Source organism: Pantoea sp. USHLN298 (assembly GCF_037149395.1).
Classification (GTDB): domain Bacteria; phylum Pseudomonadota; class Gammaproteobacteria; order Enterobacterales; family Enterobacteriaceae; genus Pantoea; species Pantoea astica.
Genome location: NZ_JBBCRO010000001.1, coordinates 890,703 through 912,596, shown reverse-complemented (window position 1 = coordinate 912,596; position 21,894 = coordinate 890,703). Strand labels below are relative to the sequence as shown.

General features: G+C 55.5%; 18 protein-coding genes, 1 other RNA gene and 1 other annotated feature. Of the genes, 5 read left to right on the top strand and 14 right to left on the bottom strand.

Annotated features, from left to right (window positions below):
* Nucleotides 1–20: 20 nt before the first annotated feature.
* Both sufB and sufA read right to left on the bottom strand, forming a co-directional pair.
* Nucleotides 21–1,514 carry a Fe-S cluster assembly protein SufB gene (gene sufB, locus WFK59_RS04350; protein WP_233984473.1) on the bottom strand — a complete coding sequence of 498 codons (1,494 nt, stop codon included), beginning with the start codon at nt 1,512–1,514 and terminating at the stop codon, nt 21–23.
* A gap of 7 nt (nt 1,515–1,521) precedes the next feature.
* Complete coding sequence (sufA, locus tag WFK59_RS04345) at nt 1,522–1,896, bottom strand: Fe-S cluster assembly scaffold SufA (RefSeq protein ID WP_233984474.1); 375 nt, start codon at nt 1,894–1,896, stop codon at nt 1,522–1,524.
* A 389-nt stretch (nt 1,897–2,285) separates the two neighbouring features.
* Between sufA and WFK59_RS04340 the strand changes: the two genes are divergently transcribed.
* Nucleotides 2,286–2,690: a hypothetical protein gene (locus WFK59_RS04340; RefSeq protein WP_233984475.1), complete on the top strand. Its 405-nt coding sequence runs from the start codon at nt 2,286–2,288 to the stop codon at nt 2,688–2,690.
* Between the two features lie 33 nt (nt 2,691–2,723).
* On the opposite strand, the gene ydiJ is transcribed toward WFK59_RS04340, so the two are convergent.
* Nucleotides 2,724–5,777 carry a D-2-hydroxyglutarate dehydrogenase YdiJ gene (ydiJ, locus tag WFK59_RS04335; protein WP_336755097.1) on the bottom strand — a complete coding sequence of 1,018 codons (3,054 nt, stop codon included), beginning with the start codon at nt 5,775–5,777 and terminating at the stop codon, nt 2,724–2,726.
* Nucleotides 5,778–5,984: 207 nt separating this feature from the next.
* Between ydiJ and ydiK the strand changes: the two genes are divergently transcribed.
* Both ydiK and rprA read left to right on the top strand, forming a co-directional pair.
* Complete coding sequence (gene ydiK / locus WFK59_RS04330) at nt 5,985–7,094, top strand: AI-2E family transporter YdiK (RefSeq protein ID WP_233988187.1); 1,110 nt, start codon at nt 5,985–5,987, stop codon at nt 7,092–7,094.
* Nucleotides 7,095–7,358: 264 nt separating this feature from the next.
* Nucleotides 7,359–7,466: antisense sRNA RprA (gene rprA, locus WFK59_RS04325), an RNA gene on the top strand.
* A gap of 68 nt (nt 7,467–7,534) precedes the next feature.
* On the opposite strand, the gene ppsA is transcribed toward rprA, so the two are convergent.
* A complete protein-coding gene (ppsA, locus tag WFK59_RS04320; protein ID WP_233984477.1) occupies nt 7,535–9,919 on the bottom strand; it encodes a phosphoenolpyruvate synthase in 2,385 nt (794 codons plus the stop codon).
* A gap of 439 nt (nt 9,920–10,358) precedes the next feature.
* On the opposite strand from ppsA, the gene ppsR reads away from it, so the two are divergent.
* Complete coding sequence (ppsR, locus tag WFK59_RS04315) at nt 10,359–11,186, top strand: posphoenolpyruvate synthetase regulatory kinase/phosphorylase PpsR (protein WP_094120311.1); 828 nt, start codon at nt 10,359–10,361, stop codon at nt 11,184–11,186.
* Nucleotides 11,187–11,338: 152 nt separating this feature from the next.
* Nucleotides 11,339–12,385 carry a 3-deoxy-7-phosphoheptulonate synthase gene (locus tag WFK59_RS04310; protein ID WP_336755096.1) on the top strand — a complete coding sequence of 349 codons (1,047 nt, stop codon included), beginning with the start codon at nt 11,339–11,341 and terminating at the stop codon, nt 12,383–12,385.
* A 1-nt stretch (nt 12,386) separates the two neighbouring features.
* Here the strand turns inward: WFK59_RS04310 and WFK59_RS04305 are convergent, their stop codons facing one another.
* The 10 genes from WFK59_RS04305 to pheM form a co-directional block, all read right to left on the bottom strand.
* Nucleotides 12,387–13,838: a protein adenylyltransferase SelO gene (locus WFK59_RS04305; protein ID WP_442956293.1), complete on the bottom strand. Its 1,452-nt coding sequence runs from the start codon at nt 13,836–13,838 to the stop codon at nt 12,387–12,389.
* 85 nt (nt 13,839–13,923) lie between these two features.
* The gene (locus WFK59_RS04300; protein WP_336755094.1) at nt 13,924–14,670 is read right to left on the bottom strand and encodes an EAL domain-containing protein; all 747 of its coding nucleotides are present in this window, start codon (nt 14,668–14,670) and stop codon (nt 13,924–13,926) included.
* A gap of 295 nt (nt 14,671–14,965) precedes the next feature.
* Nucleotides 14,966–15,424, bottom strand: coding sequence for a C40 family peptidase (locus WFK59_RS04295; protein ID WP_233984480.1), 459 nt, complete (start codon nt 15,422–15,424; stop codon nt 14,966–14,968).
* A gap of 68 nt (nt 15,425–15,492) precedes the next feature.
* Nucleotides 15,493–16,242 (bottom strand): vitamin B12 ABC transporter ATP-binding protein BtuD, encoded by a 750-nt coding sequence (gene btuD / locus WFK59_RS04290; RefSeq protein WP_336755093.1) that lies wholly within the window; start codon nt 16,240–16,242, stop codon nt 15,493–15,495.
* Complete coding sequence (locus tag WFK59_RS04285) at nt 16,243–16,788, bottom strand: glutathione peroxidase (protein WP_233984482.1); 546 nt, start codon at nt 16,786–16,788, stop codon at nt 16,243–16,245.
* 39 nt (nt 16,789–16,827) lie between these two features.
* Entirely contained in the window at nt 16,828–17,811 is a 984-nt protein-coding gene (gene btuC, locus WFK59_RS04280; RefSeq protein ID WP_233984483.1) for a vitamin B12 ABC transporter permease BtuC, read from the bottom strand.
* A 175-nt stretch (nt 17,812–17,986) separates the two neighbouring features.
* Entirely contained in the window at nt 17,987–18,289 is a 303-nt protein-coding gene (gene ihfA / locus WFK59_RS04275) for an integration host factor subunit alpha (RefSeq protein WP_003853259.1), read from the bottom strand.
* 4 nt (nt 18,290–18,293) lie between these two features.
* Nucleotides 18,294–20,681 carry a phenylalanine--tRNA ligase subunit beta gene (gene pheT / locus WFK59_RS04270; protein WP_336755092.1) on the bottom strand — a complete coding sequence of 796 codons (2,388 nt, stop codon included), beginning with the start codon at nt 20,679–20,681 and terminating at the stop codon, nt 18,294–18,296.
* Nucleotides 20,682–20,695: 14 nt separating this feature from the next.
* Nucleotides 20,696–21,679: a phenylalanine--tRNA ligase subunit alpha gene (gene pheS, locus WFK59_RS04265; protein ID WP_094120303.1), complete on the bottom strand. Its 984-nt coding sequence runs from the start codon at nt 21,677–21,679 to the stop codon at nt 20,696–20,698.
* A gap of 71 nt (nt 21,680–21,750) precedes the next feature.
* Nucleotides 21,751–21,876 (bottom strand) — a sequence feature (Phe leader region).
* A complete protein-coding gene (gene pheM / locus WFK59_RS04260; protein ID WP_106120997.1) occupies nt 21,827–21,871 on the bottom strand; it encodes a pheST operon leader peptide PheM in 45 nt (14 codons plus the stop codon). Its footprint overlaps the feature before it by 45 nt.
* Nucleotides 21,877–21,894 lie beyond the last annotated feature (18 nt).

The following is a 21,894-nucleotide window of genomic DNA, read 5'->3' as shown; positions in this document are numbered from 1 at the left end:
CGGCAACGCGTGTGACGGCATCAGCCCACACTGTGCTCAAGGCTGATGGCTAACAATTTCTGGGCTTCCACGGCAAATTCCAGTGGCAGCTCCGAAAACACGTCTTTACAGAAGCCGTTCACGATCATCGAGATGGCATCTTCTTCACTGATACCGCGCTGCAGACAGTAGAACATCTGATCTTCGCCGATACGTGAGGTAGTGGCTTCGTGCTCAAGCTGGGCCGTATTGTTGCGGGTTTCCACATACGGGAAGGTATGTGCGCCGCAGTCCGGGCCAATCAGCATTGAGTCACACTGGGTAAAGTTACGCGCGTTAGTGGCGGTCGGCATGATTTTCACCAGGCCGCGATAGGTGTTTTCACTTTTACCGGCCGAAATCCCTTTGGAGATAATGGTCGATTTGGTGTTTTTACCGATGTGGATCATTTTGGTGCCGGTGTCCGCCTGCTGGCGGCCGCTGGTCAGCGCGACCGAGTAAAATTCGCCAACCGAGTAATCACCGCGCAGAATGCAGCTCGGGTATTTCCAGGTGATGGCTGAACCGGTTTCTGACTGCGTCCAGGACATCTTGCTGTGGTCGCCTTCACACAGCGCACGCTTGGTCACGAAGTTGAGGATACCGCCCTCGCCTTCACCGCCCGGGAACCAGTTCTGCACCGTCGAGTACTTCACTTCGGCATTTTTATGGATGATCACTTCCACCACCGCCGCATGCAGCTGGTAGCTGTCACGTACCGGTGCTGAACATCCTTCGATGTAGCTGACGTAACTATCTTCATCAGCAATCAGGATGGTGCGTTCGAACTGACCGGTTTTCGCTGCGTTGATGCGGAAATAGGTCGATAGCTCCATCGGGCAGCGCACGCCTTTCGGGATATAAACAAAGGTCCCGTCTGAGGCAACGGCCGAATTCAGCGCGGCAAAGAAGTTATCGTTGGCCGGTACCACCGTGCCAAGATACTGCTTCACCAGCTCCGGATGATCCTGAATCGCTTCGCCGAAGGAACAGAAGATAATGCCCTGCTCCGCCAGTTTGCCGCGATAGGTGGTCGCCACCGATACCGAGTCAAAAATCGCGTCAACCGCTACTTCGCGCCCTTCACGTACCGGTACGCCCAGCTGGTTAAAGGCATTTTCCACTTCCTGCGTCAGATAATCGCTGGCCGGCGCGCTGCCTGATGCCTGAGTTGCTCCCGGCTCAGAGGCGCAGCTGTCATCGCAATTACCGCACGACGGTGCGGAATAGTAGCTGTAATCCTGGTAATCGAGTTTCTCGTAATGCGCTTTCAGCCAGTGCGGCTCTTCCATTTCAAGCCAGGCACGGAAAGCTTTAAGACGAAACTCCAGCATCCACTCTGGCTCGTTACGCTTGGCCGAAATTGCGCGCACCACATCTTCATTGATGCCGTTGGCAAATTCTTCGGTCTGCAGTTGGGTAAAGAAGCCCTCTTTATAATTGAGCTTGCCTTCCCAGATTTGTACATCGTCAGATGTTTCGCTGTGTCGTGACATATTTCACTTACTCGACGCCAAAGCTCTCGCCACACCCGCAGGCGTGCTGAGCTTTAGGGTTATTGAATTTAAAAATCTGATTCAGGCCTTCGCGAACGTAATCCACTTCGGTGCCATCAACAAATGGCATCGCCTGAAGCGGCACAAACAGGGTTGCGCCGTGGAACGAGAACTGCAGATCGTCATCGACTGGCTCTTTCACCAGATCCATGACGTAACCAAAACCGGCGCAGCCGGATTGTTTCACGCCTAAGCGCAGACCCTTGACATCAGGGTCCTGAGCCGCCAGATTGAGAATTTGTTGCGCTGCGGTTTCAGTCAGCGTCAGCCCTTTCCAGACATAGTCGTCGGGTGAGAAAGAGTCTGCATTAACGGATGCCATGTTGATACCTCTTGAGTCCGGACCTTTTCAGGCTATCCCCCTATGGTAGTGATCTGACCAATCACTTCAACCTCTTGTTTTGCAGGGATAATCATCTTGTGCTGTTTTATTCGCCTGTTTATTAAGCATAGACCCTTCAACTCACTTTGCGGTGAGACAGAACACAGGAAGAGTCCCGATATAACCTATTAATAAATCACTCTTTTTAAAATCATCACTTTTCGTAAAAGTCTTTATTGATAGGTTACGCCTTTCTGCGATGTAAACAGATTGTTATTTCCGATTATACCGACAGGCCAGATAAATCGTTAAATTTTTCTGCCGCAACAATTGCAATCCCGACTCAGTTGAATATGATAATTATTATCATTCACGTTCAGGGTGGCGTTATGACGCTTTCAGTCTCTGCCTGGCTGCAGCATAAGATCGACGAGTACAAATTTTCGGTGCGCGATATCACCGTCGACTTCTACCTGGCGCAGGCCAGACTTGACCGGGCCGACTGTTCCCTTCAGCAATTACGTCAGTTTAATGATACCTGTCTGGATATGGCAGAAGTCTGCCAGCTGAACGGAGATGACCAGAGCTACCTGCATGCGATGGGCAAACTGCATCACCGCCTGGTGCAGGAGATGGGCAATAGCGAACGCGACCGCCTGTTTCGCATTCAGGCCTATCAGCTGGCGCGCCTGTCCCTGACCCGTCTCTGCCATCAGCTGGCGATGATCGGTGAATGGGACAAAGCCACCGCGCTGCAAAGCGAATTTGTGCGTCACGCGGGCTGGATATTCTAATCCAGCCGCGTCGTGACGTCGCGCACAATTTTTTTACATAAGTTCTAACAATGCCTGCAGTGGATGTCGCATCCCGTTCCCTTCCACGCGTTTTACCTGGCTGCGGCAGGAGTAGCCGGTGGCCAGGCAGCGCTGGCGCGGCAGGCGCTGCAGTTGCGGATGCCAGGAGAGCGCGTAGATCCCCAGCGAGTTTTCGAAGTTTTTAGTCTCGTGGCCGTAGGTCCCTGCCATTCCACAGCAACCGACGTTGATGTTCTCCAGCTTGGCGCCAAAACGGGAAAAAATCTCCTGCCACTGATTGGGCGCGGACGGCAACGCTGTCACTTCGGTACAGTGTCCAAACAGATACCATGACTCTCCGCTGGTGGTCTGTACCGCGCGTTCAGCCAGCGCCTGCTGTAGCCACTCATGCACCAGCAAGACGCTGAACTCACCGCGCGCCTCACCCAGCGTCTGATGATACTCATCGCGATAGCAGAGCACCGTGGCGGGATCGACGCCAACCATCGGCATTCCCAGCTTTGCCACCCGATTGAGGAAGTCAGCGGTACGGCTGGCGGTGCGGGCGAAACGTTGCAGGAAACCTTTCACATGCTGCGCTTTGCCATTCGGCGAAAACGGCAGCAGAACCGGTCGGTAGCCCAGCTTCTCAATCAGGCGGATAAAGTCATTCACCAGCTGCGCTTCATAGAAGCTGGTAAACGGGTCCTGCACCACCAGCACCGTGTCAGCGCGTTCAGCCAGCGAGAGCTGCTCCAGCTGTTCCAGCGTCATATTCATCGCCGGATGACCGCTTAGCTGCTGTTTCAGCGTCGGTGAGGAGAGCAGCGGCAGATCGACCATGCCAATCTGCTTTTTGCTCAGCTCTTTCAGCCACGGCTGGCGCAGAAAGAAGTTAAAGGTTTTGGGCGCTTTCGCCATCAGCGGCGCGTAGCTTTCAACGGCCGCCACCAGATGATCGCTGACCGGCCGCAGATAACGGGTGTGGTAGAGCTGTAAGAAGCGCGAGCGGAATCCGGGAACGTCAATTTTGATTGGACACTGGGTTGAGCAGGCTTTACAGGCCAGACAGCCCGACATCGCCTCTTTAACCTCATGCGAAAAATCGTATTCGCCTTTACTGGCATGCCAGCTGTTGCGGGTACGGGCGATCAGCGCCCGCAGCGACAGTCGGTTCTCCGGCAGTTGCTGCTCCAGCACCAGCGGATCGACGCCCTGATTTGCCAGCAGTCGCAGCCATTCACGGGTCAGCGTCGCGCGCCCTTTCGGTGAATGAATACGGTTACGGGTGATCTTCATCGACGGACACATCGGGCTACGGGCATCAAAGTTAAAGCACAGACCGTTGCCGTTACACTCCATCGCACCGCGCCATTCATCGCGCACCGTGACCGGAATCTGGCGGTCAAACGTGCCACGCTTCTCCGCATCGACCTGCATCATCTCGTCATGGCTGTCAAACGGGGTGCAGATTTTGCCGGGGTTGAGGCGGTTAAGCGGATCGAATGCCGCTTTAATCCGACGCAATTCATTGAACAGGGTTTCGCCAAAAAATGCCGGGCTGTACTGCGCGCGGAATCCTTTCCCGTGCTCGCCCCAGAGTAAGCCGCCATAGCGCGCCGTCAGCGCCACCACTTCATCGGAGATCTGTTTCATCATCATCTCCTGCTGCGGATCGCACATATCCAGCGCCGGACGAACATGCAGCACGCCCGCATCGACATGCCCGAACATGCCATAACTCAGCCCGTGGCTGTCGAGCAAGGCGCGAAATTCAACAATGTAATCAGCCAGGCTCTCCGGCGGCACGGCAGTATCTTCTACAAACGGGATGGGCTTGGCGCGACCTTTGGCATTACCCAGCAGCCCGACCGCTTTTTTGCGCATATTATAAATGCGCTCAATGCCCTGCAGATCGTCGCAGAACTGATAACCGATAACGCCGCCCTGCTGTTGCGCCATCAGCGCATCCAGACGCGCGCACAGCTGGCTGATCTGGCTGTCGATTAATGCGGCATTGTCACCGGCAAATTCGACAATATTCAGCCCCAGCATCTCTTTATCCGGCACGTCGGTAATCAGCTCCCGCACCGAATGCCAGACGATATCTTCCCGCGCCAGATTCAGCACTTTCGAGTCGACGGTTTCGACCGACAGCGCCTGCGCTTCAACCATAAAAGGCGCATTGCGCAGGGCCGAATCGAACGAATCATATTTGATGTTAACCAGCCGGCGTACTTTCGGCAGCGGCGTGATGTCCAGCCGGGCTTCGGTAATAAAAGCCAGCGTTCCTTCGGCACCGCACAACAGGCGCGTTAAATCGAAGGTTTGCATATCGTCGCTAAAGACGTGCCGCAGGTCATAGCCGGTCAGGAAACGGTTGAGACGCGGGAATTTTTCCAGAATCAGCGCGCGCTGTTCACGGCAGCGACTCAGCACCTGCTGATAGATCCGGCCTTCCGGCGTGGCCGTGCGGGCCAGCGTTTCGGCCAGTGCTGTCGCCATTGGCCGGGTATCCAGGATATCGCCGCCCAGCAGAACGGCGCGCAGTCCAATGACATGATCGGAGGTTTTACCATAGACCAGCGACCCCTGGCCGGAGGCATCGGTATTAATCATGCCGCCCAGCGTGGCGCGATTACTGGTCGACAGCTCAGGCGAGAAGAAGAAGCCAAACGGTTTAAGATAAGCATTCAACTGATCTTTGATAACGCCCGCTTCTACCCGCACCCAGCCTTCGTCAGTGTTAATCTCCAGGATGCGGTTCATGTAGCGCGACATATCCACCACAATACCCTGGTTCAGCGACTGGCCGTTGGTGCCGGTGCCACCACCGCGCGGCGTGAACACCAGGCTCTCAAAGCGTGACTCGCCGGCCAGCCGGGCAATCAGCGCAACATCGGCGGTTGAGCGTGGAAACAGTGCTGCATCGGGCAGCAGCTGATAGATGCTGTTGTCGGTGGAGAGTGAGAGGCGATCGGCATAGCTGGTGGCGGTATCGCCGGTAAAACCCTGCTCTTTCAGCGACTCGAGGAATGTCAGCACCAGTTGAACCAGGCCCGGCGCCTGCGAAATCTGTGGGATCATGATTGTCTGACCGAAGATGTTGTAAACGTTTGCGTTTGCGCGTTTGCGGTCCCTCGTTTTATCACATTTTTTCCACGGCTGCCGTTTTTTCAGGAAAGGTAAAAACCTTTCCCCGCGGCTCTGTTTAATCCGCGGTAAATAGATCATGATAAAAACGGGCGCAGAGAGCCCGGCAATGAAGGATTTGGATGAGGTTATGAATCAATGATGAAAAGCCTGTATCGGGACATGGATTTACCGCAGATACTTTTTACCCTGATGTTTATTCTGTTACTGATCATCGCCTGTTTATGGGTGGTACAGCCCTTTATTCTGGGGTTTGCCTGGGCCAGCATGGTGGTGATCGCTACCTGGCCACTGATGCTCAGGATACAGCGGCTGTTATGGGGACGTCGTTCACTGGCGGTGATCGCCATGACCCTGCTGCTGTTACTGCTGTTTATTATCCCTATTGCTCTGCTGGTCAGTAGCCTGATCGATAACAGCGCACCGGTAGTCGCCTGGGTAACGCAGGGGCACCTGGTGCCTCAGTTGCTATGGATTAATGATGTGCCGATGGTAGGCCGTAAACTTTACAGCAGTTATCACAAACTGGTGGAAGGCGGCGGCTCCGGCATCATGGCGAAAGTACAGCCCTATATTGGCCGCACTACCGGTTTCTTTGTGGCGCAGGCCGGCCATTTTGGTCGCTTTATGATTCACCTGGCGGTGATGCTGCTGTTCAGCGTACTGCTCTACTGGCGTGGCGAACAGGCCGCGCAGGGCATCCGCCACTTCGCGTTCCGCATGGCCGGACGTCGTGGCGATGCTGCGGTACTGCTGGCGGCGCAGTCGATCCGCGCCGTGGCGCTGGGAGTGGTTGTCACCGCGCTGGTACAGGGCGTGCTGGGCGGCATTGGCCTGGCGATCTCCGGTATCCCCTATGCCACGCTGTTAACGGTGCTGATGATCCTCTGCTGCCTGGTGCAGATTGGTCCGCTGCTGGTGCTGGTGCCTGCCATTATCTATCTCTACTGGAGCGGCGATACTACCTGGGGCACCGTCCTGCTGGTCTGGAGTTGCGTCGTCGGCACGCTGGATAACGTGCTGCGACCGATGCTGATTCGGATGGGGGCTGACCTGCCGATGATCCTCATCCTCTCCGGTGTCATCGGCGGCCTGTTCGCGTTTGGTATGATTGGCCTGTTTATCGGTCCGGTAGTGCTGGCGGTCTCTTATCGCCTGGTTTCCGTCTGGGTACATGAAGCGCCCGCCCCGGACGACGACCCGCTGGCCGTGGCGGAGGCCCTCTCCGACCATGAAGAAACCCCACCTTAACGCCCTTTAAGCAATGATTAGTGCGGTTAATGATCATTAACCGCACCGCTTCTTCTTCTTCACCTTAATACTGTTTTCCATTAGCGGTTTTTAAGAAAAAAGCCATGTTTAGCCAGAAATGCACCATTCCGGGTTAAAAAAGATTATTTTCTGCACTGTTTCTTAAGTGAAATGCGCCATAAAAGGTGACAAAAGATTATCGGCCTTAAACTAATAAGAGGATTCTTAAAGACGCCAGCCGGTCTGGTGAATAACATGTTTCCTATGTTCGAAATCATCTTACTGATTTCTAAACAACAGTCTTCCCCTGAGTAGAGTAAAGAATTGCTGTGTGTAGTCTTTGCCCATCCCCTGTGATGGGCTTTTTTTTGCCCGCAATACAGCCACCTGATAAAAAAAGGCCAGCTAAGCTGGCCTTGTCACTGCAATCGGGTGGGTTGTCAGGCGGATTTATTGAGCTGTGCCAGGCTGACCCAGGTCTCTACCACGGTGTCCGGGTTGAGCGACAGGCTGTCTATCCCTTCTTCCATCAGCCAGGCGGCAAAGTCCTGGTGATCCGACGGACCCTGACCGCAAATCCCGACATACTTGCCCTGCTTTTTCGCCGCTTTGATCGCCATTGAAAGCAACGCCTTGACCGCGTCGTTACGCTCATCAAACAGCGCGGAAACTACGCCAGAGTCGCGGTCCAGCCCCAGCGTCAGCTGCGTCATATCGTTGGAGCCAATCGAGAAGCCGTCAAAGTGCTGCAGGAACTGCTCAGCCAGCAGGGCATTCGACGGGATCTCACACATCATGATCACCTTCAGCCCATTCTCGCCGCGCTTCAGTCCCTGACGCGCCAGCTCTTCCACCACCGCCTGCGCCTGATCGACGGTACGCACGAACGGAACCATGATCTCGACATTGGTCAGTCCCATCTCGTTGCGGACCCGCTTCACCGCTTCACACTCCAGCGCGAAGCAATCACGGAAGCTGTCAGCAACATAACGGCCGGCACCGCGGAAGCCGAGCATCGGATTTTCCTCTTCCGGCTCGTAACGTTCGCCCCCGACCAGATTGGCGTATTCGTTAGTTTTAAAATCGGAAAGTCGCACAATTACCCGTTTCGGCGCAAAAGCGGCACCAAGAGTGGCAATCCCTTCAGTCAGACGACCGATATAAAATTCTACCGGATCGTCGAATCCTTTCATCAGCTTGCGAATCTGCTGCTGTATTTCCGGCGTCTGCTGATCAAACTCCAGCAGGGCTTTAGGGTGAACGCCAATCATGCGGTTGATGATAAATTCCAGCCGCGCCAGGCCAACGCCCTCATTCGGCAGACAGGCGAAGTCAAAAGCCCGGTCAGGGTTGCCGACGTTCATCATAATTTTCAGCGGCAGCTCTGGCAGGGAATCGACCTGCGAACTGGTGACGTCAAAGTCCAGCAGCTGATCGTAGACATAGCCGGTATCTCCTTCGGCGCAGGAGACCGTCACCTTATGACCTTCTTTCAGCCGATCGGTGGCATCTCCGCAGCCGACCACCGCCGGGATACCCAGTTCACGCGCAATGATCGCGGCATGACAGGTACGACCGCCACGGTTGGTCACGATTGCCGAGGCTTTTTTCATGATCGGTTCCCAGTCCGGGTCGGTCATGTCCGTGACCAGCACATCGCCTTTTTCAATCCGGTTCATTTCGCTGATGTCGTGGATGACTTTCACTTCACCCGCGCCAATACGATGACCAATGGCACGACCTTCAACCACCACGCTGCCCTGACCCTGCAGCGTATAGCGCTCCATCACCTGACCATTTGAGCGCACCGTTTCAGGCCGCGCCTGAACGATAAATAACTTGCCAGTATGACCATCTTTGGCCCATTCAATGTCCATCGGACGCTGATAGTGTTGTTCGATCAGCACCGCCTGCTGCGCCAGCGCCTGCACTTCGTCATCCGAGAGACAGAAGCGATCGCGCTCAGTTTCGGGCACATCTTCTATCCGGACCTGTTCGCCATGCGCCAGGGAATCGGCGTAAACCATACGCACTTTTTTCGACCCCATGTTGCGACGAACAATCGCCGGGCGGCCCGCCGCCAGCGTCGGTTTATGGACATAAAACTCATCCGGGTTGACCGCGCCCTGCACCACCATCTCACCCAGGCCCAGCGCCGCGGTGATGAAGACTACCTGGTCGAAGCCGGATTCGGTATCGATAGTAAACATCACGCCGGATGCAGCCAGATCGGAACGCACCATACGCTGAATGCCCGCTGACAGTGCGACGCCACGGTGATCATAGCCCTGATGGACACGGTAGGAGATTGCGCGATCGTTAAACAGTGAGGCATAAACATGCTTCACCGCCACCATCACTGCCTCAATGCCCTGCACATTCAGGAACGTTTCCTGCTGGCCGGCAAATGAGGCATCGGGCATATCTTCGGCGGTCGCCGATGAACGTACGGCAAAAGAGGCATCAGCATCATCAGAAGAGAGTTGCTGGTAGGCCTCCAGGATCGCCGCTTCCAGTTCCGGCAAAAACGGCGTTTCGACTATCCACTGACGAATCTGCTTACCGGCTTTTGCCAGCGCATCAACATCATCAATATCGGTGCTATCCAGTAATGCATAAATGCGCTGGTTCAGTCCGCTTTGATCGAGAAACAGGTTGAAGGCGTAAGATGTGGTCGCAAAACCATTGGGTACCGATACTCCCAGCGACGACAGATTGGTAATCATTTCACCCAGAGAAGCATTTTTGCCTCCCACCCGATCAACATCATGCATGCCAAGCTGGTTATACCAGAGCACTAGCGGCTGTTCGCCTTTATTGGACATTGAGCTTATCCTTTATCAATGAATGGGCACATGGAATATTCTGCAATCAACCCATTCAGCCTGGCATAACGTCCTGCTAATAACGATCTGTTGAATCGTTAAAGCAGAATATCGGCAACAGATTCGGAATTGTGCATGGCGTAATTTTCTGTTGCGCAAGCCGCTTATTTTAAGCTAAATGACTGATGCAACAGTAAATCACCCATTTTCAGTCACTTAATAATCGATTTTTGTTGCGCAACAGGCTGAATGGCTGTTTTTATTGCCGCTTAAAGTCATCACGAAAATATGCGAAATGAAACACCCTTTCATTTTCTCTGCTGTGCTAAAACAGGGCGGTAATACTAAAAATGAAAAATTCATAACTGAATAATATGGATTATTTATTTTATCTTGCGGCACCGACTGACCGCTCACTCTTTTCAGAGGCCGACACGTCATGAGTACTGACAGAAGCGTTTTTTATATTTCCGATGGCACTGCCATCACCGCCGAAGTGCTGGGCCATGCGGTGCTGTCCCAGTTTCCGGTCAACATCACCAGCCTGACGCTGCCGTTCGTTGAAAACGTTCAGCGGGCGCAGGCGGTCAAAGCGCAGATTAATGCGCTCTATCAGCAGAGCGGCGTACGACCGCTGGTGTTCTTCTCTATTGTCACGCCGGAAGTGCGCGACATCATCGTGCAGAGTGAAGGCTTTTGTCAGGATATCGTGCAGGCGCTGGTGGCACCGTTACAGCAGGAACTGGGGCTGTCGCCAGCGCCGGTGGCGCACCGCACGCACGGTCTGGATGCCAGTAATCTCGGTAAATATGATGCGCGTATCGCCGCTATTGACTATACCCTGGCGCACGATGACGGCATTTCACTGCGCGGTCTGGAAGATGCGCAGGTGATTTTGCTGGGGGTATCGCGCTGTGGCAAAACGCCCACCAGCCTCTACCTGGCGATGCAGTTTGGTATCCGCGCCGCCAACTACCCGTTCATCGCCGATGATATGGATAACCTTAAACTGCCGCCGGCGCTGCGCGCCCATCAGCACAAACTGTTCGGGCTGACCATCGATCCGGAGCGGCTGGCCGCGATTCGCCAGGAGCGGGCGGAAAATACCCGTTACGCCTCAATGCGCCAGTGCCGGCTGGAAGTGGGTGAAGTGGAAGCGCTGTTCCGCACCCATCAGATTCGCTATCTCAACAGCACCAACTACTCGGTGGAGGAGATCGCCACCAAAATTCTCGACATTATGGGTCTGACCCGTCGCATGTATTAACGCGCTTTCCACGGCGGCGATGTAAAGCGTCGCTGCCGTCGGTTTTGATTTCATTATTAATTCCCGGGTTGAATTCGCAGGCTAATGGTTTATTGTGACCACCATCACTTCCCGGTATTTCACCGTTGCGAAGAATCGTTTTCGAGAAACTCATGAACAAAACCGACGAACTGCGTACCGCCCGCATTGGCAGTCTGATTACGCCTGCCAGCCTGGCGGCTGAGCATCCTGTTTCTGCCGCCATCGCGAATAATGTTACCGCCGCCCGCCAGCGCATCGCCCGTATCCTGACCGGTGAAGATCCGCGTCTGCTGGTGATTATCGGCCCCTGCTCGCTGCACGATCCGAAAGCGGCGCTGGAGTATGCGGAGCGCCTGAACGCGCTGCGCGTGCGTTATCAGGATCGACTGGAGATCGTGATGCGCGCCTACTTCGAGAAGCCTCGCACCGTGGTGGGCTGGAAGGGCCTTATCTCCGATCCCGACCTGGACGGCAGTTATGATGTGAACCGGGGTATCGGTATTGCCCGCCAGTTGCTGATTGATATCAACGCCCTGGGCTTGCCGACCGCAACAGAATTTCTTGATATGGTGATCGGACAGTTTATTGCTGACCTGATTAGCTGGGGCGCGATTGGCGCACGCACCACTGAAAGTCAGATTCACCGTGAAATGGCGTCGGCACTCTCCTGCCCGGTCGGCTTCAAAAACGGTACTGACGGCAACGTGCAAATTGCGGTGGATGCGATTCGCGCTGCCCGCGCCAGCCATATGTTTCTGTCGCCGGATAAGCAGGGCCAGATGACGATTTATCAGACCAGCGGCAACCCGCATGGTCATGTGATCCTGCGCGGTGGCAAAGCGCCAAACTATCATGCCAGCGATGTGGCAGATGCGGCGGCCAGCCTGGCGGAGTTTAATTTACCGCAACAGCTGGTGATCGACTTCAGCCACGGCAACTGCCTGAAGCAGCATCGCCGCCAGCTTGATGTGGCGGCGGATGTGGCGCAGCAGATTGAGACAGGATCGCGGGCCGTGGCTGGCGTAATGATTGAGAGCTTCCTGCAGGAAGGCAATCAGAAAGTGGTGGGCGGTCAACCGCTGGTTTACGGTCAGTCAATCACCGATCCCTGCCTCGGCTGGCAGGAGAGTGAAGCGGTGCTTGCCCTGCTCGCCGACGCGGTTTCCCGCCGTTTCTGAGTTAACTGGAGCAGCTGACCTCTAAAGTTTTACCCCAGTCTGGCGGCCGCTGACGATATTCAGCGGCGGTCAGATCGCTGAAAGGCTGCTGCAGCGCCTGGTGCAATCGCGCCAGCGCGCCCTGCTCTCCCCGCTCTGCCTCTTCAATTGCCTGCTGTGCCAGATAATTTCGCAGCACCACTGCCGGATTCGACGACTTCATCAGCGTCTGGCGCGTATCATCGCGACTCTCCTCCTGCAATAAGCGCGCACGATAACGCTGGTACCAGCTATCAAAGGCTTCACGATCGATAAACTCATCGCGCAGCGGTGAACGGGTTTCTGCCTGCTGGGTCTCACTTAACAGCCTGAAAGTCAGCGTGTAGTCGCTGTGCTCTTTGGTCATCAGCGCCAGCAGTTCAGTCAGAATCTCATTGTCGCCGCTCTCTGCCGTTTGCAAGCCGAGCTTAGCCCGCATCCGTTCGCCCCATATCCGCATCAGTTCCGGCTCGTAAACGCTCAGCGCCTGCTTCAGTTGTTCGGTGGTCATCAGCCCGGACAGCGCATGTGCCAGCCGGTTGAGATTCCACAGGCCGATCATCGGCTGGTTTTCGAAGCTGTAGCGGCCCTGATAATCGCTGTGATTACAGATGTAGTCGGGCTGGTAATCATCAAGAAAGCCGAACGGACCGTAATCGAGCGTCAGACCCAGAATCGACATGTTATCGGTGTTCATGACGCCATGAGCAAAACCGACACTTTGCCACTGCGCGATCAGGCGCGCGGTGCGCAGGACCACGTCGGTAAACCACAGCTGATAGCGGTCAGCCTCTTCCTGCCACTGCGGCCAGTGGTGGCGAATGGCGTAATCGGCCAGCTGCTGCACTTTCTCCTGCTGCTGGCTGTAGAAGAAATGCTCGAAGTGGCCGAAGCGCAGATGGCTCGGCGAAATGCGCATCAGCATGGCACCACGCTCCGGCGTTTCCCGATAAACCGGCTCATCACCAATGGATAAGGTCAGTGCGCGGGTGGTGGGGATCCCCAGGTGATGCAGCGCTTCTGAGGCCAGAAACTCACGCACGCTGGAGCGTATCACTGCACGACCGTCGCCCATGCGCGAATAGGGCGTCAGTCCCGCCCCTTTCAGATGCCAGTCGAGTTTGCTGCCATCCGCCAGCCGCTGCTCACCGAGCAGGATGCCACGGCCATCGCCCAGCTGTCCGGCCCAGACTCCAAACTGGTGTCCGCTGTAAACCTGAGCCAGCGGCTGCATGCCGGGCAACAAGGCCGCGCCCTGCCAGACATCATGACCGTCACCGGTAAACAGCGCCTCATCCAGCCCCATTTCGGTGGCCAGCGGGGCATTATGGTAAAGCAGGCGTCCGCCTGCCAGCGGAGTGGGGTTCAGTGCGGTGTAACACCCTGTCAGCTCGCGGAACCAGGTGTTATCAAAAGAGATCTTGCCAGAGGACATTGTTTCTCCCATGCGACGCTCAGCGATACGTCGTTCAGCTAAAACCTTCAGTGTAACGCTGATATCGGGGATTAAACAGGTCGCATCAGCCTGGATGCAAAGAGGAAGGCACGCGGTTGTCAGCGCAAACCAGCGAAGACAACGCATCGGATTTAACCACCGGGAATAGCGCGCCCTGCAGATGCACGCCGTTAAGTTGCAGGGCTTTATCCAGCAGGCGATCGTCGTCTATGCCACAAATAATGATCTGATCGCAGTGAGAACGGAAGTTATCGACAATGCTTTGAATAAAGGGGACGAACGAAGCCCGTTTGGCCAGCGAATGAATAAATCCCTTATCAAGACTGATGCAGGTAAACAAATTATCGTAAACCGCATTGGCAGGTGATTTCCCGGCACCAAAATGCGAAAGCGATAAATTAAATTCAGCGTTCAGGCTCTGCAGCAACGGATTATTTCTGCCCAGTTTAAGTTGCGGAAACGTTTCAGTGATATCCAGCAGCACAAAGGGCAGCTGTTTTATTTTCCGCATCAGTAATTCATTTTCCAGCAGGGTGTGGGCCATCCCTTCGTCAATACGAATTAATGCAGAAATCACGTGCGAATCAAATAGCGCGCGATTCTGTTCCAGTAAACCGATCTGACTTTGTAACAGCCGCAACTGCTGCGATTTGTCCAGCTGTGGCAGCAGCAGGTCCTGCGGCAGAGTGATAGGTGCACTCTCATGCACAAACTGGGTTACCAGCTCGACAGCGGTCAGCCGCCCATCAACATCACAGGCAGGATAGAACCAAATTTCCGACTGATAGTCGGCCGATAAGTGAATTTTCATTTCTACTGCCAGAATAAGCGGCGATGGTTATATCCTATCTGAATGGATACACGCAGGCAATAGGACCAAATCATTGAAGAGATGGACTTCTTTACCCTTCCACCGCCGTTTGCGGCCGGGTAATCACGCTTAAGCCAAATAGTGCCAATCAAAACCCGGTTATTAATGGAAATAAAGGTGCACTTATTATGATTAATTAAATCCCGGCGGGATAAATATCATTTTAAATAAAACTTTTACCGGCGGGTTCCGGTCTATTTAAAATTGGACTTAAGTCAGCCTCTGCAGGCTGCGATTAAATGCGCCGCGCCTGCCAGAACACTTTGCGCCAGTAGACATTATCCAGTGAAGAGCGGATCACGCCCTGGCTGGTTGAAGCATGGATAAAGGCGTTGTCGGTATCGTAAATTCCGACGTGCAGGCCATTTTCGCCTCTGCCGGTTTTAAAGAACACTAAATCGCCAGGCAGCAGTTCATCTTTACTGATGCGCGTACCGATATCGCTCTGCGCCGCCGTGGTACGGGGCAGTTGCAGCGCGAATTTGTCGCGGAAGGTGAGATAGACAAAACCGGAGCAATCAACGCCGTTGCGGCTCATACCGCCATAACGATAAGGCGTGCCTCGCCAGTTGCCAAGCTGGTCATTCAGCTCTGCAATCACGGTGATCGAATCGGAAAGACGGCCATTAATGGGCGGCGCGTGATGACTGCATCCCGTCAGTAGCAGAACTAAAATCAGCAAAGCCAGGCGCATCGCCAAATGTCCTTATCAGAAGTTACGACCGGCTTAATGTAGCGGGAAAGCGCGCCGGGTGGCAAGTGTCAGGACTGTACCATCAGCAGTGTGCGCCCTTCTGTTTCCAGCTGGCGAAACGCAATCTGATACAGCGGGGTCAGCTGCGCCGGAGTCAGCACGGCCGCGGGCGTTCCCTGGGCGACAACTTCGCCCTGATGCATCAGCCAGACGCAATCGGCCCGTTGCAGGCTGTGATTGAGATCGTGGCTGCTGGCGATCACGCTGATGCCCGCAGCACACAGCCCGGCAATCAGATCGTCCACCGCTTTCTGCTGCGCCAGATCCAGTGCCGTTAACGGTTCATCGAGTATCAGTAACCGGCCTTGCGGGTTGATCTGCGGATCGATCTGAGCACAGACCGCCGCCAGCCGGACGCGCTGCCACTCGCCACCTGACAGCTGGCTCAGCAGACGGGATAACTTATCATCGAGCTGCAGACGCTGGAGCAGCGTTGCCAGTCGCGCATCGGCGCGGGCATCATCCGGTTGCAGATGCAGGCGTAAATAGTGCCAGACCGGCATCTGACTGAGCGGTAACTGCTGCTGCGGCAGCCAGCCACGCACCCGTGCCAGCGCCTTGCCGTTCCATTCACTTAACGGACGCTCATCCAGCAGAACGCTGCCGTCAGCGGCTTGCAGACCCGCAATCACACTCAGTAAGGTGCTCTTGCCGGCCCCGTTCGGACCCGCCAGATGCAGCAACTGCCCGGTATCCAGCGTACTGCTAAACGGCAGTAGCCGTCCGGAGACGGCCACCTGTTTCAGCCGGAGCAGCATTTACTTTGCCAGTGCCTGCTTGATGGTTTCCAGAATAATCGGATCTTCTGGCGTCATATCGGGCGCAAAGCGCTGAATGATAGTGCCATCACGGCCAATCAGGAATTTTTCAAAGTTCCACAGGATATCGCCTGGCGCTTTCGGGCCGCGCCCCTTACTCACCTGCCGCTCGTAGAAGCCACTGCCTTCCGGACGCACCGCGTCGGGCCGTGCCGCCACCAGTTGCGCATAGAGCGGATGACGATGCTCACCATTGACGTCTGTCTTCTCAAACATCGGGAACGTCACGCCATAAGTGGTGCTGCAGAACGTTTTGATCTCCTCGCTGCTGCCCGGCTCCTGCTCAAGAAACTGATTGCAGGGAAAGCCCAGCACGCTGAAACCGTCGTCCTGCCAGGCTTTTTGCAGATTTTCCAGCTCCTCATACTGCGGTGTCAGACCGCATTTCGACGCCACATTGACCACCAGCAGCACCTTGCCCTGCCACTGTGACAGCGTGGTTTTTTCCCCATCAAGCGTAACCAGTTCAGTTTGATAAATGCTCATTCTGGATTCCTATCGTGGATGTTAAATAACCAGCCGAGGCTAGCGTGAAGATTTCAGCAGTAGCGCAATAAACAGCGGCGCCCCGAGGGTCGCGGTCACCACGCCGATCGGTAATTCTGCAGCGGTCAGCGCCAGACGGGCGATAATATCGGCACCCAGCAGCACACTGCCACCGGCCAGCGCAGATGCCGGTAGCAGATAGCGGTGATCGCTGATGCCACTCAGGCGCAGCAGGTGCGGGATCACCAGCCCGACAAAGCCGATGGCTCCCGCCATCGCCACACTGACGCCCACCAGCCAGCCCATCGCCAGCACCAGCAGATTGCGCCAGTAGAACAGCGACAGGCCGAGCTGCCGCGCCGAGGTCTCGCCCAATGCCAGCAGATTCAGTATCCGGCCGCTGCCGTTCAGCGCCAGCATCACCGGCAATATGCCCAGCATCATCCAGCCGTAGCGCCAGTCAATCCCGCTGAACCCGCCCATCATCCAGTACATCAGCTGACGTAAGTCGAGACTGGTACTGAAGTAGACGGCCCAGGTCATGATGGCGCTGCAGATGATGCCCAGCGCAACGCCGGTCAGCAGCAGCCGGGTCACAGAAAGCTGGCGATGGGCGAAATGCAGCAGAATCAGGGTAACGATCAGCGCGCCAGCCATCGCGGCGAGGCTCAGACTCCACAGCGATCCGCTGCCGAGCAGGACCCCGAGTACCAGCCCGATCCCGGCGCCATTCGAGACGCCAAGCAGTCCTGGCTCTGCCAGCGGATTAGTAAACAGCGCCTGCATTACCACGCCGCACACCGCCAGCGAGGCGCCAACCAGCACCACCGCCAGGCTGCGCGGCAGCCGCAACTGCCAGACAAACAGCCGGCCGCTATCACTCAGCCAGCGCGAAGGCGCAATCCAGCTGTCGCCGGCGCACAGGCTGACAACAAGCAGCGCAAGCAGCGCAATACTCAGTCCCACCAGCCATTTCTGGCTGCGGCGGTCGGCCTGGTGAGCAAGCTGGTCTAGCAGAGACATAAGCAGGATTAGCTGAGAAAACAGAGATTTGATTGTAGAGGGATTGCAGAAAAAAGAAAGGCTGGCAGTGAAGCCGTCAGGCTGAGCGGTAAATCGTGTGGCGATAGCGGCGGGCGGTGGTGAAAACGGGGTAATAAAAAAAGGCCGCTTGCGCGGCCTTTTTGAAACGCTGAAATCAGTCAGTTTCTTTGGGTGTGGCGTTCTCTACGCGGCTTTTCAGCTTCTGCCCTGGGCGGAAGGTTACTACGCGACGCGCAGTAATCGGAATATCTTCCCCCGTTTTCGGGTTTCTGCCAGGACGCTGGTTTTTGTCGCGCAGGTCGAAATTACCAAACCCAGACAGTTTTACCTGTTCTCCATTTTCCAAAGCGCGGCGTACCTCTTCAAAAAACAGCTCTACCAACTCTTTCGCATCGCGTTTGCTCAGCCCGAGTTTCTCAAACAGGTACTCTGACATTTCAGCTTTTGTAAGCGCCATAGGTTCAATCCCTCAAGGTTGCCTGGAATCGCTCTTTTAATGCCGCAACGCATTTGCCAACGGTCGCGGCAATCTCCTCTTCTTCGAGTGTCCGGCTGGTATCCTGCAAAATCAGGCTGATTGCGAGGCTCTTGTAACCCTCAGAAACGCCCTTACCGCGGTACACGTCAAACAAGTTTACGCCAACTACCTGATTTACGCCAACTTTCTTACACTCCGCGATGATATCTGCTGCAGGGACGTTTTCAGCCACCACAACGGCAATGTCACGACGGTTCGCCGGGAAGCGTGAAATCTCGCGCGCATCAGGCAGGACGCGGTCTGCGACCTTATTCCAAAGCAGTTCAAAGACTAAGGTGCGGCCATTGAGATCAAGCTTACGTTCCAGCTCAGGATGAACCACTCCGATAAATCCGATTCGTTCATCATGCAAATAAATCGCAGCGCTCTGTCCTGGGTGCAACGCCGGATTGGCTTCAGCACGGAAGCTGATGTCATCCAGTTTGCCGGTTAAATCGAGCAGCGATTCTAAATCGCCTTTTAAATCATAGAAGTCAACCGTCTGGCGCGCCAGATCCCAGTGCTCTTCCGCGCGGTTGCCGCTCAGTACGCCAGCCAGCATAAGATCCTGACGGATGCCGAGATCGGCCTGAGTATCTGGCACAAAGCGTAATCCGCTCTCAAACAGACGCACCCGGCTCTGCTGACGGTTCTGGTTATAGACCACCGCGCTGAGTAAACCGGTCCACAGAGAGAGACGCATGGTCGACATATCGCTGGAGATCGGGCTTGGCAGCAGCAGCGCCTCTTCACCCGGATGCAGCAGCTGTTGGATTTTCGGGTCAACGAAGCTGTAGGTGATCGCTTCCTGATAGCCTTTGTCGACCAGCAGAGTTTTGGCACGCTTCAGCGACAGGTTCGCTTCGCGGTGCTTCGTCATCACCAGGCCAGCCTGAACCGGCACGTCCGGAATGTTGTTGTAGCCGTAGATACGGGCGACTTCTTCAACCAGATCTTCTTCAATCGCCATATCAAAACGCCAGCTCGGCGCAACCGCCTGCCACTGGCCTTCAGCCACGCTGACCTGACAACCGAGACGGGTCAGAATATCGGTCACCTGCTCATCCGGGATGACGTGACCAATCAGACGGTCCAGCTTCTCACGACGCAGAGTGATGGTAGCCTGCGGCGGTAACGCAGCCTGCTGAGTCTGATCGATGATCGGTCCCGCTTCGCCACCACAAATCTCTAACAGCAGCGCAGTCGCACGCTCCAGAGCCATATGTTGCAGTGCCGGGTCTACGCCACGCTCATAGCGATGTGACGCATCGGTATGCAGGCCATGACGACGCGCACGGCCGGTAATCGAGAGCGGATCAAAAAAGGCGCACTCAAACAGGATATTTTGCGTTTCGCTGTTCACACCGGAATGCTCGCCGCCAAAAATACCGGCCATCGCCAGCGCTTTATGGTGATCGGCGATCACTAAGGTATCGCTCTGCAGCGTGGCTTCGGTGCCGTCCAGCAGCGTCAGGGTTTCGCCCTCTTTCGCCATCCGCACCACGATCCCGCCATCAATGCGGTCGAGATCAAAGGCATGCATCGGCTGACCCAGCTCCAGCAGCACATAGTTAGTGATATCGACGATCGGGTCGATAGAGCGAATACCACAGCGGCGCAGCTTCTCTTTCATCCACAGCGGAGTAGCCGCCGTGACGTTGACGCCTTTCACGACGCGGCCCAGATAGCGCGGGCAGGCATCGGTCGCATCGACGCGAATCGGGAAGGTTTCGCTCAGGGTGGCCGCGACCGGTGTGATCTCAGGCATAGTGAGCGGCAGGCCATTCAGTACCGCCACATCACGCGCAATACCGATGATGCCCAGACAGTCGGCGCGGTTCGGCGTGACGCTGATTTCGATGGTGTTATCATTCAGCTGCAGATAGTCGCGGATGTCAGACCCGATCGGCGCGTCCGCTGGCAGTTCGATAATGCCGTTGTGGTCGTCGGAAATGCCCAGCTCGGAGAAGGAGCAGAGCATCCCTTCGGACGGTTCGCCACGCAGTTTTGCCGCTTTGATTTTGAAATCACCCGGCAGCACGGCACCCACCGTTGCTACGGCGACTTTCAGGCCCTGGCGGCAGTTTGGCGCGCCACAGACGATATCCAGCAGGCGATCGCCGCCAACGTTGATTTTGGTGACGCGCAGTTTGTCGGCGTTCGGGTGCTGGCCGCACTCAACCACTTCACCCACTACCACGCCGTGAAACGCGCCCGCGACCGGGTCAACGCCATCCACTTCCAGACCGGCCATGGTGATTTGCTCAGACAGCGCCGCGCTGTCCAGGGCTGGATTTACCCATTCGCGTAACCAGAGTTCACTGAATTTCATTGGATAACCTGCCCTTACTTAAATTGTTTGAGGAAACGTAAATCGTTTTCGAAGAATGCACGCAGATCGGTGACGCCATAGCGCAGCATGGTCAGACGCTCCATACCCATGCCAAAGGCGAAGCCGGAGTAAACTTCCGGATCGATACCCACATTGCGCAGTACGTTTGGATGCACCATGCCGCAGCCCAGCACTTCCAGCCATTTGCCGTTTTTGCCCATCACATCCACTTCCGCTGAAGGCTCGGTGAACGGGAAATAGGAGGGACGGAAACGAATCTGCAAATCTTCTTCGAAGAAGTTGTTCAGGAAATCGTGCAGCGTGCCTTTGAGATTGGTGAAGCTGATATTTTTGTCGACAATCAGCCCTTCCATCTGATGAAACATCGGCGTGTGGGTCTGATCGTAATCGTTACGGTAGACACGGCCTGGCGCGATGATGCGAATCGGCGGCTGCTGATTTTTCATGGTGCGGATCTGCACGCCTGACGTCTGGGTACGCAGCAGTCGCGTGGCGTCGAACCAGAAGGTATCGTGATCGGCACGCGCCGGGTGATGTCCGGGAATATTCAGTGCATCAAAGTTATGGTAGTCATCTTCGATTTCCGGGCCTGTCACCACCGCGAAACCCAATTCGCCGAAAAAGGTTTCGATACGATCGATAGTGCGGGTCACCGGATGCAGTCCGCCATTCTCAATCCGCCGGCCAGGCAGTGAAACATCAATGGTTTCGGCGGCCAGACGCGCGTTCAGTACCGCAGACTCCAGCGCATCTTTACGGGCATTCAGACGTTCAGTGACCTGCTGTTTCGCTTCGTTGATCACCGCACCGGCTGCCGGACGCTCGTCGGCTGGCAGCTCACGTAAGGTGGTCATCTGCAGGGTCAGATGGCCTTTCTTACCCAGATATTCGACGCGCACCGCGTCAAGGGCGGCGATATCTGTCGCCCCGTCGATGGCCGCCGTGGCGTTGGCCACCAGTTCTGCGAGTTGGGACATAGTTTCCTCTTTTTCCAGTCAGGCTGGTCAGTTCTCGTTGGGACCTGCCGGTCCAATATGCTAGCGCCAGAAACAAAAAAGCCTCCACGAGGGAGGCTTTCAGCGCGATTTTTCGTTTCTCTTCTTATGCGCAAAAGCCCCCGAATGTCAGGCGCTAAAGTAAAAAAAGAAACGGAAAATAGCAGCATTCATGCTTGCGGTTACCTTGTCATGAA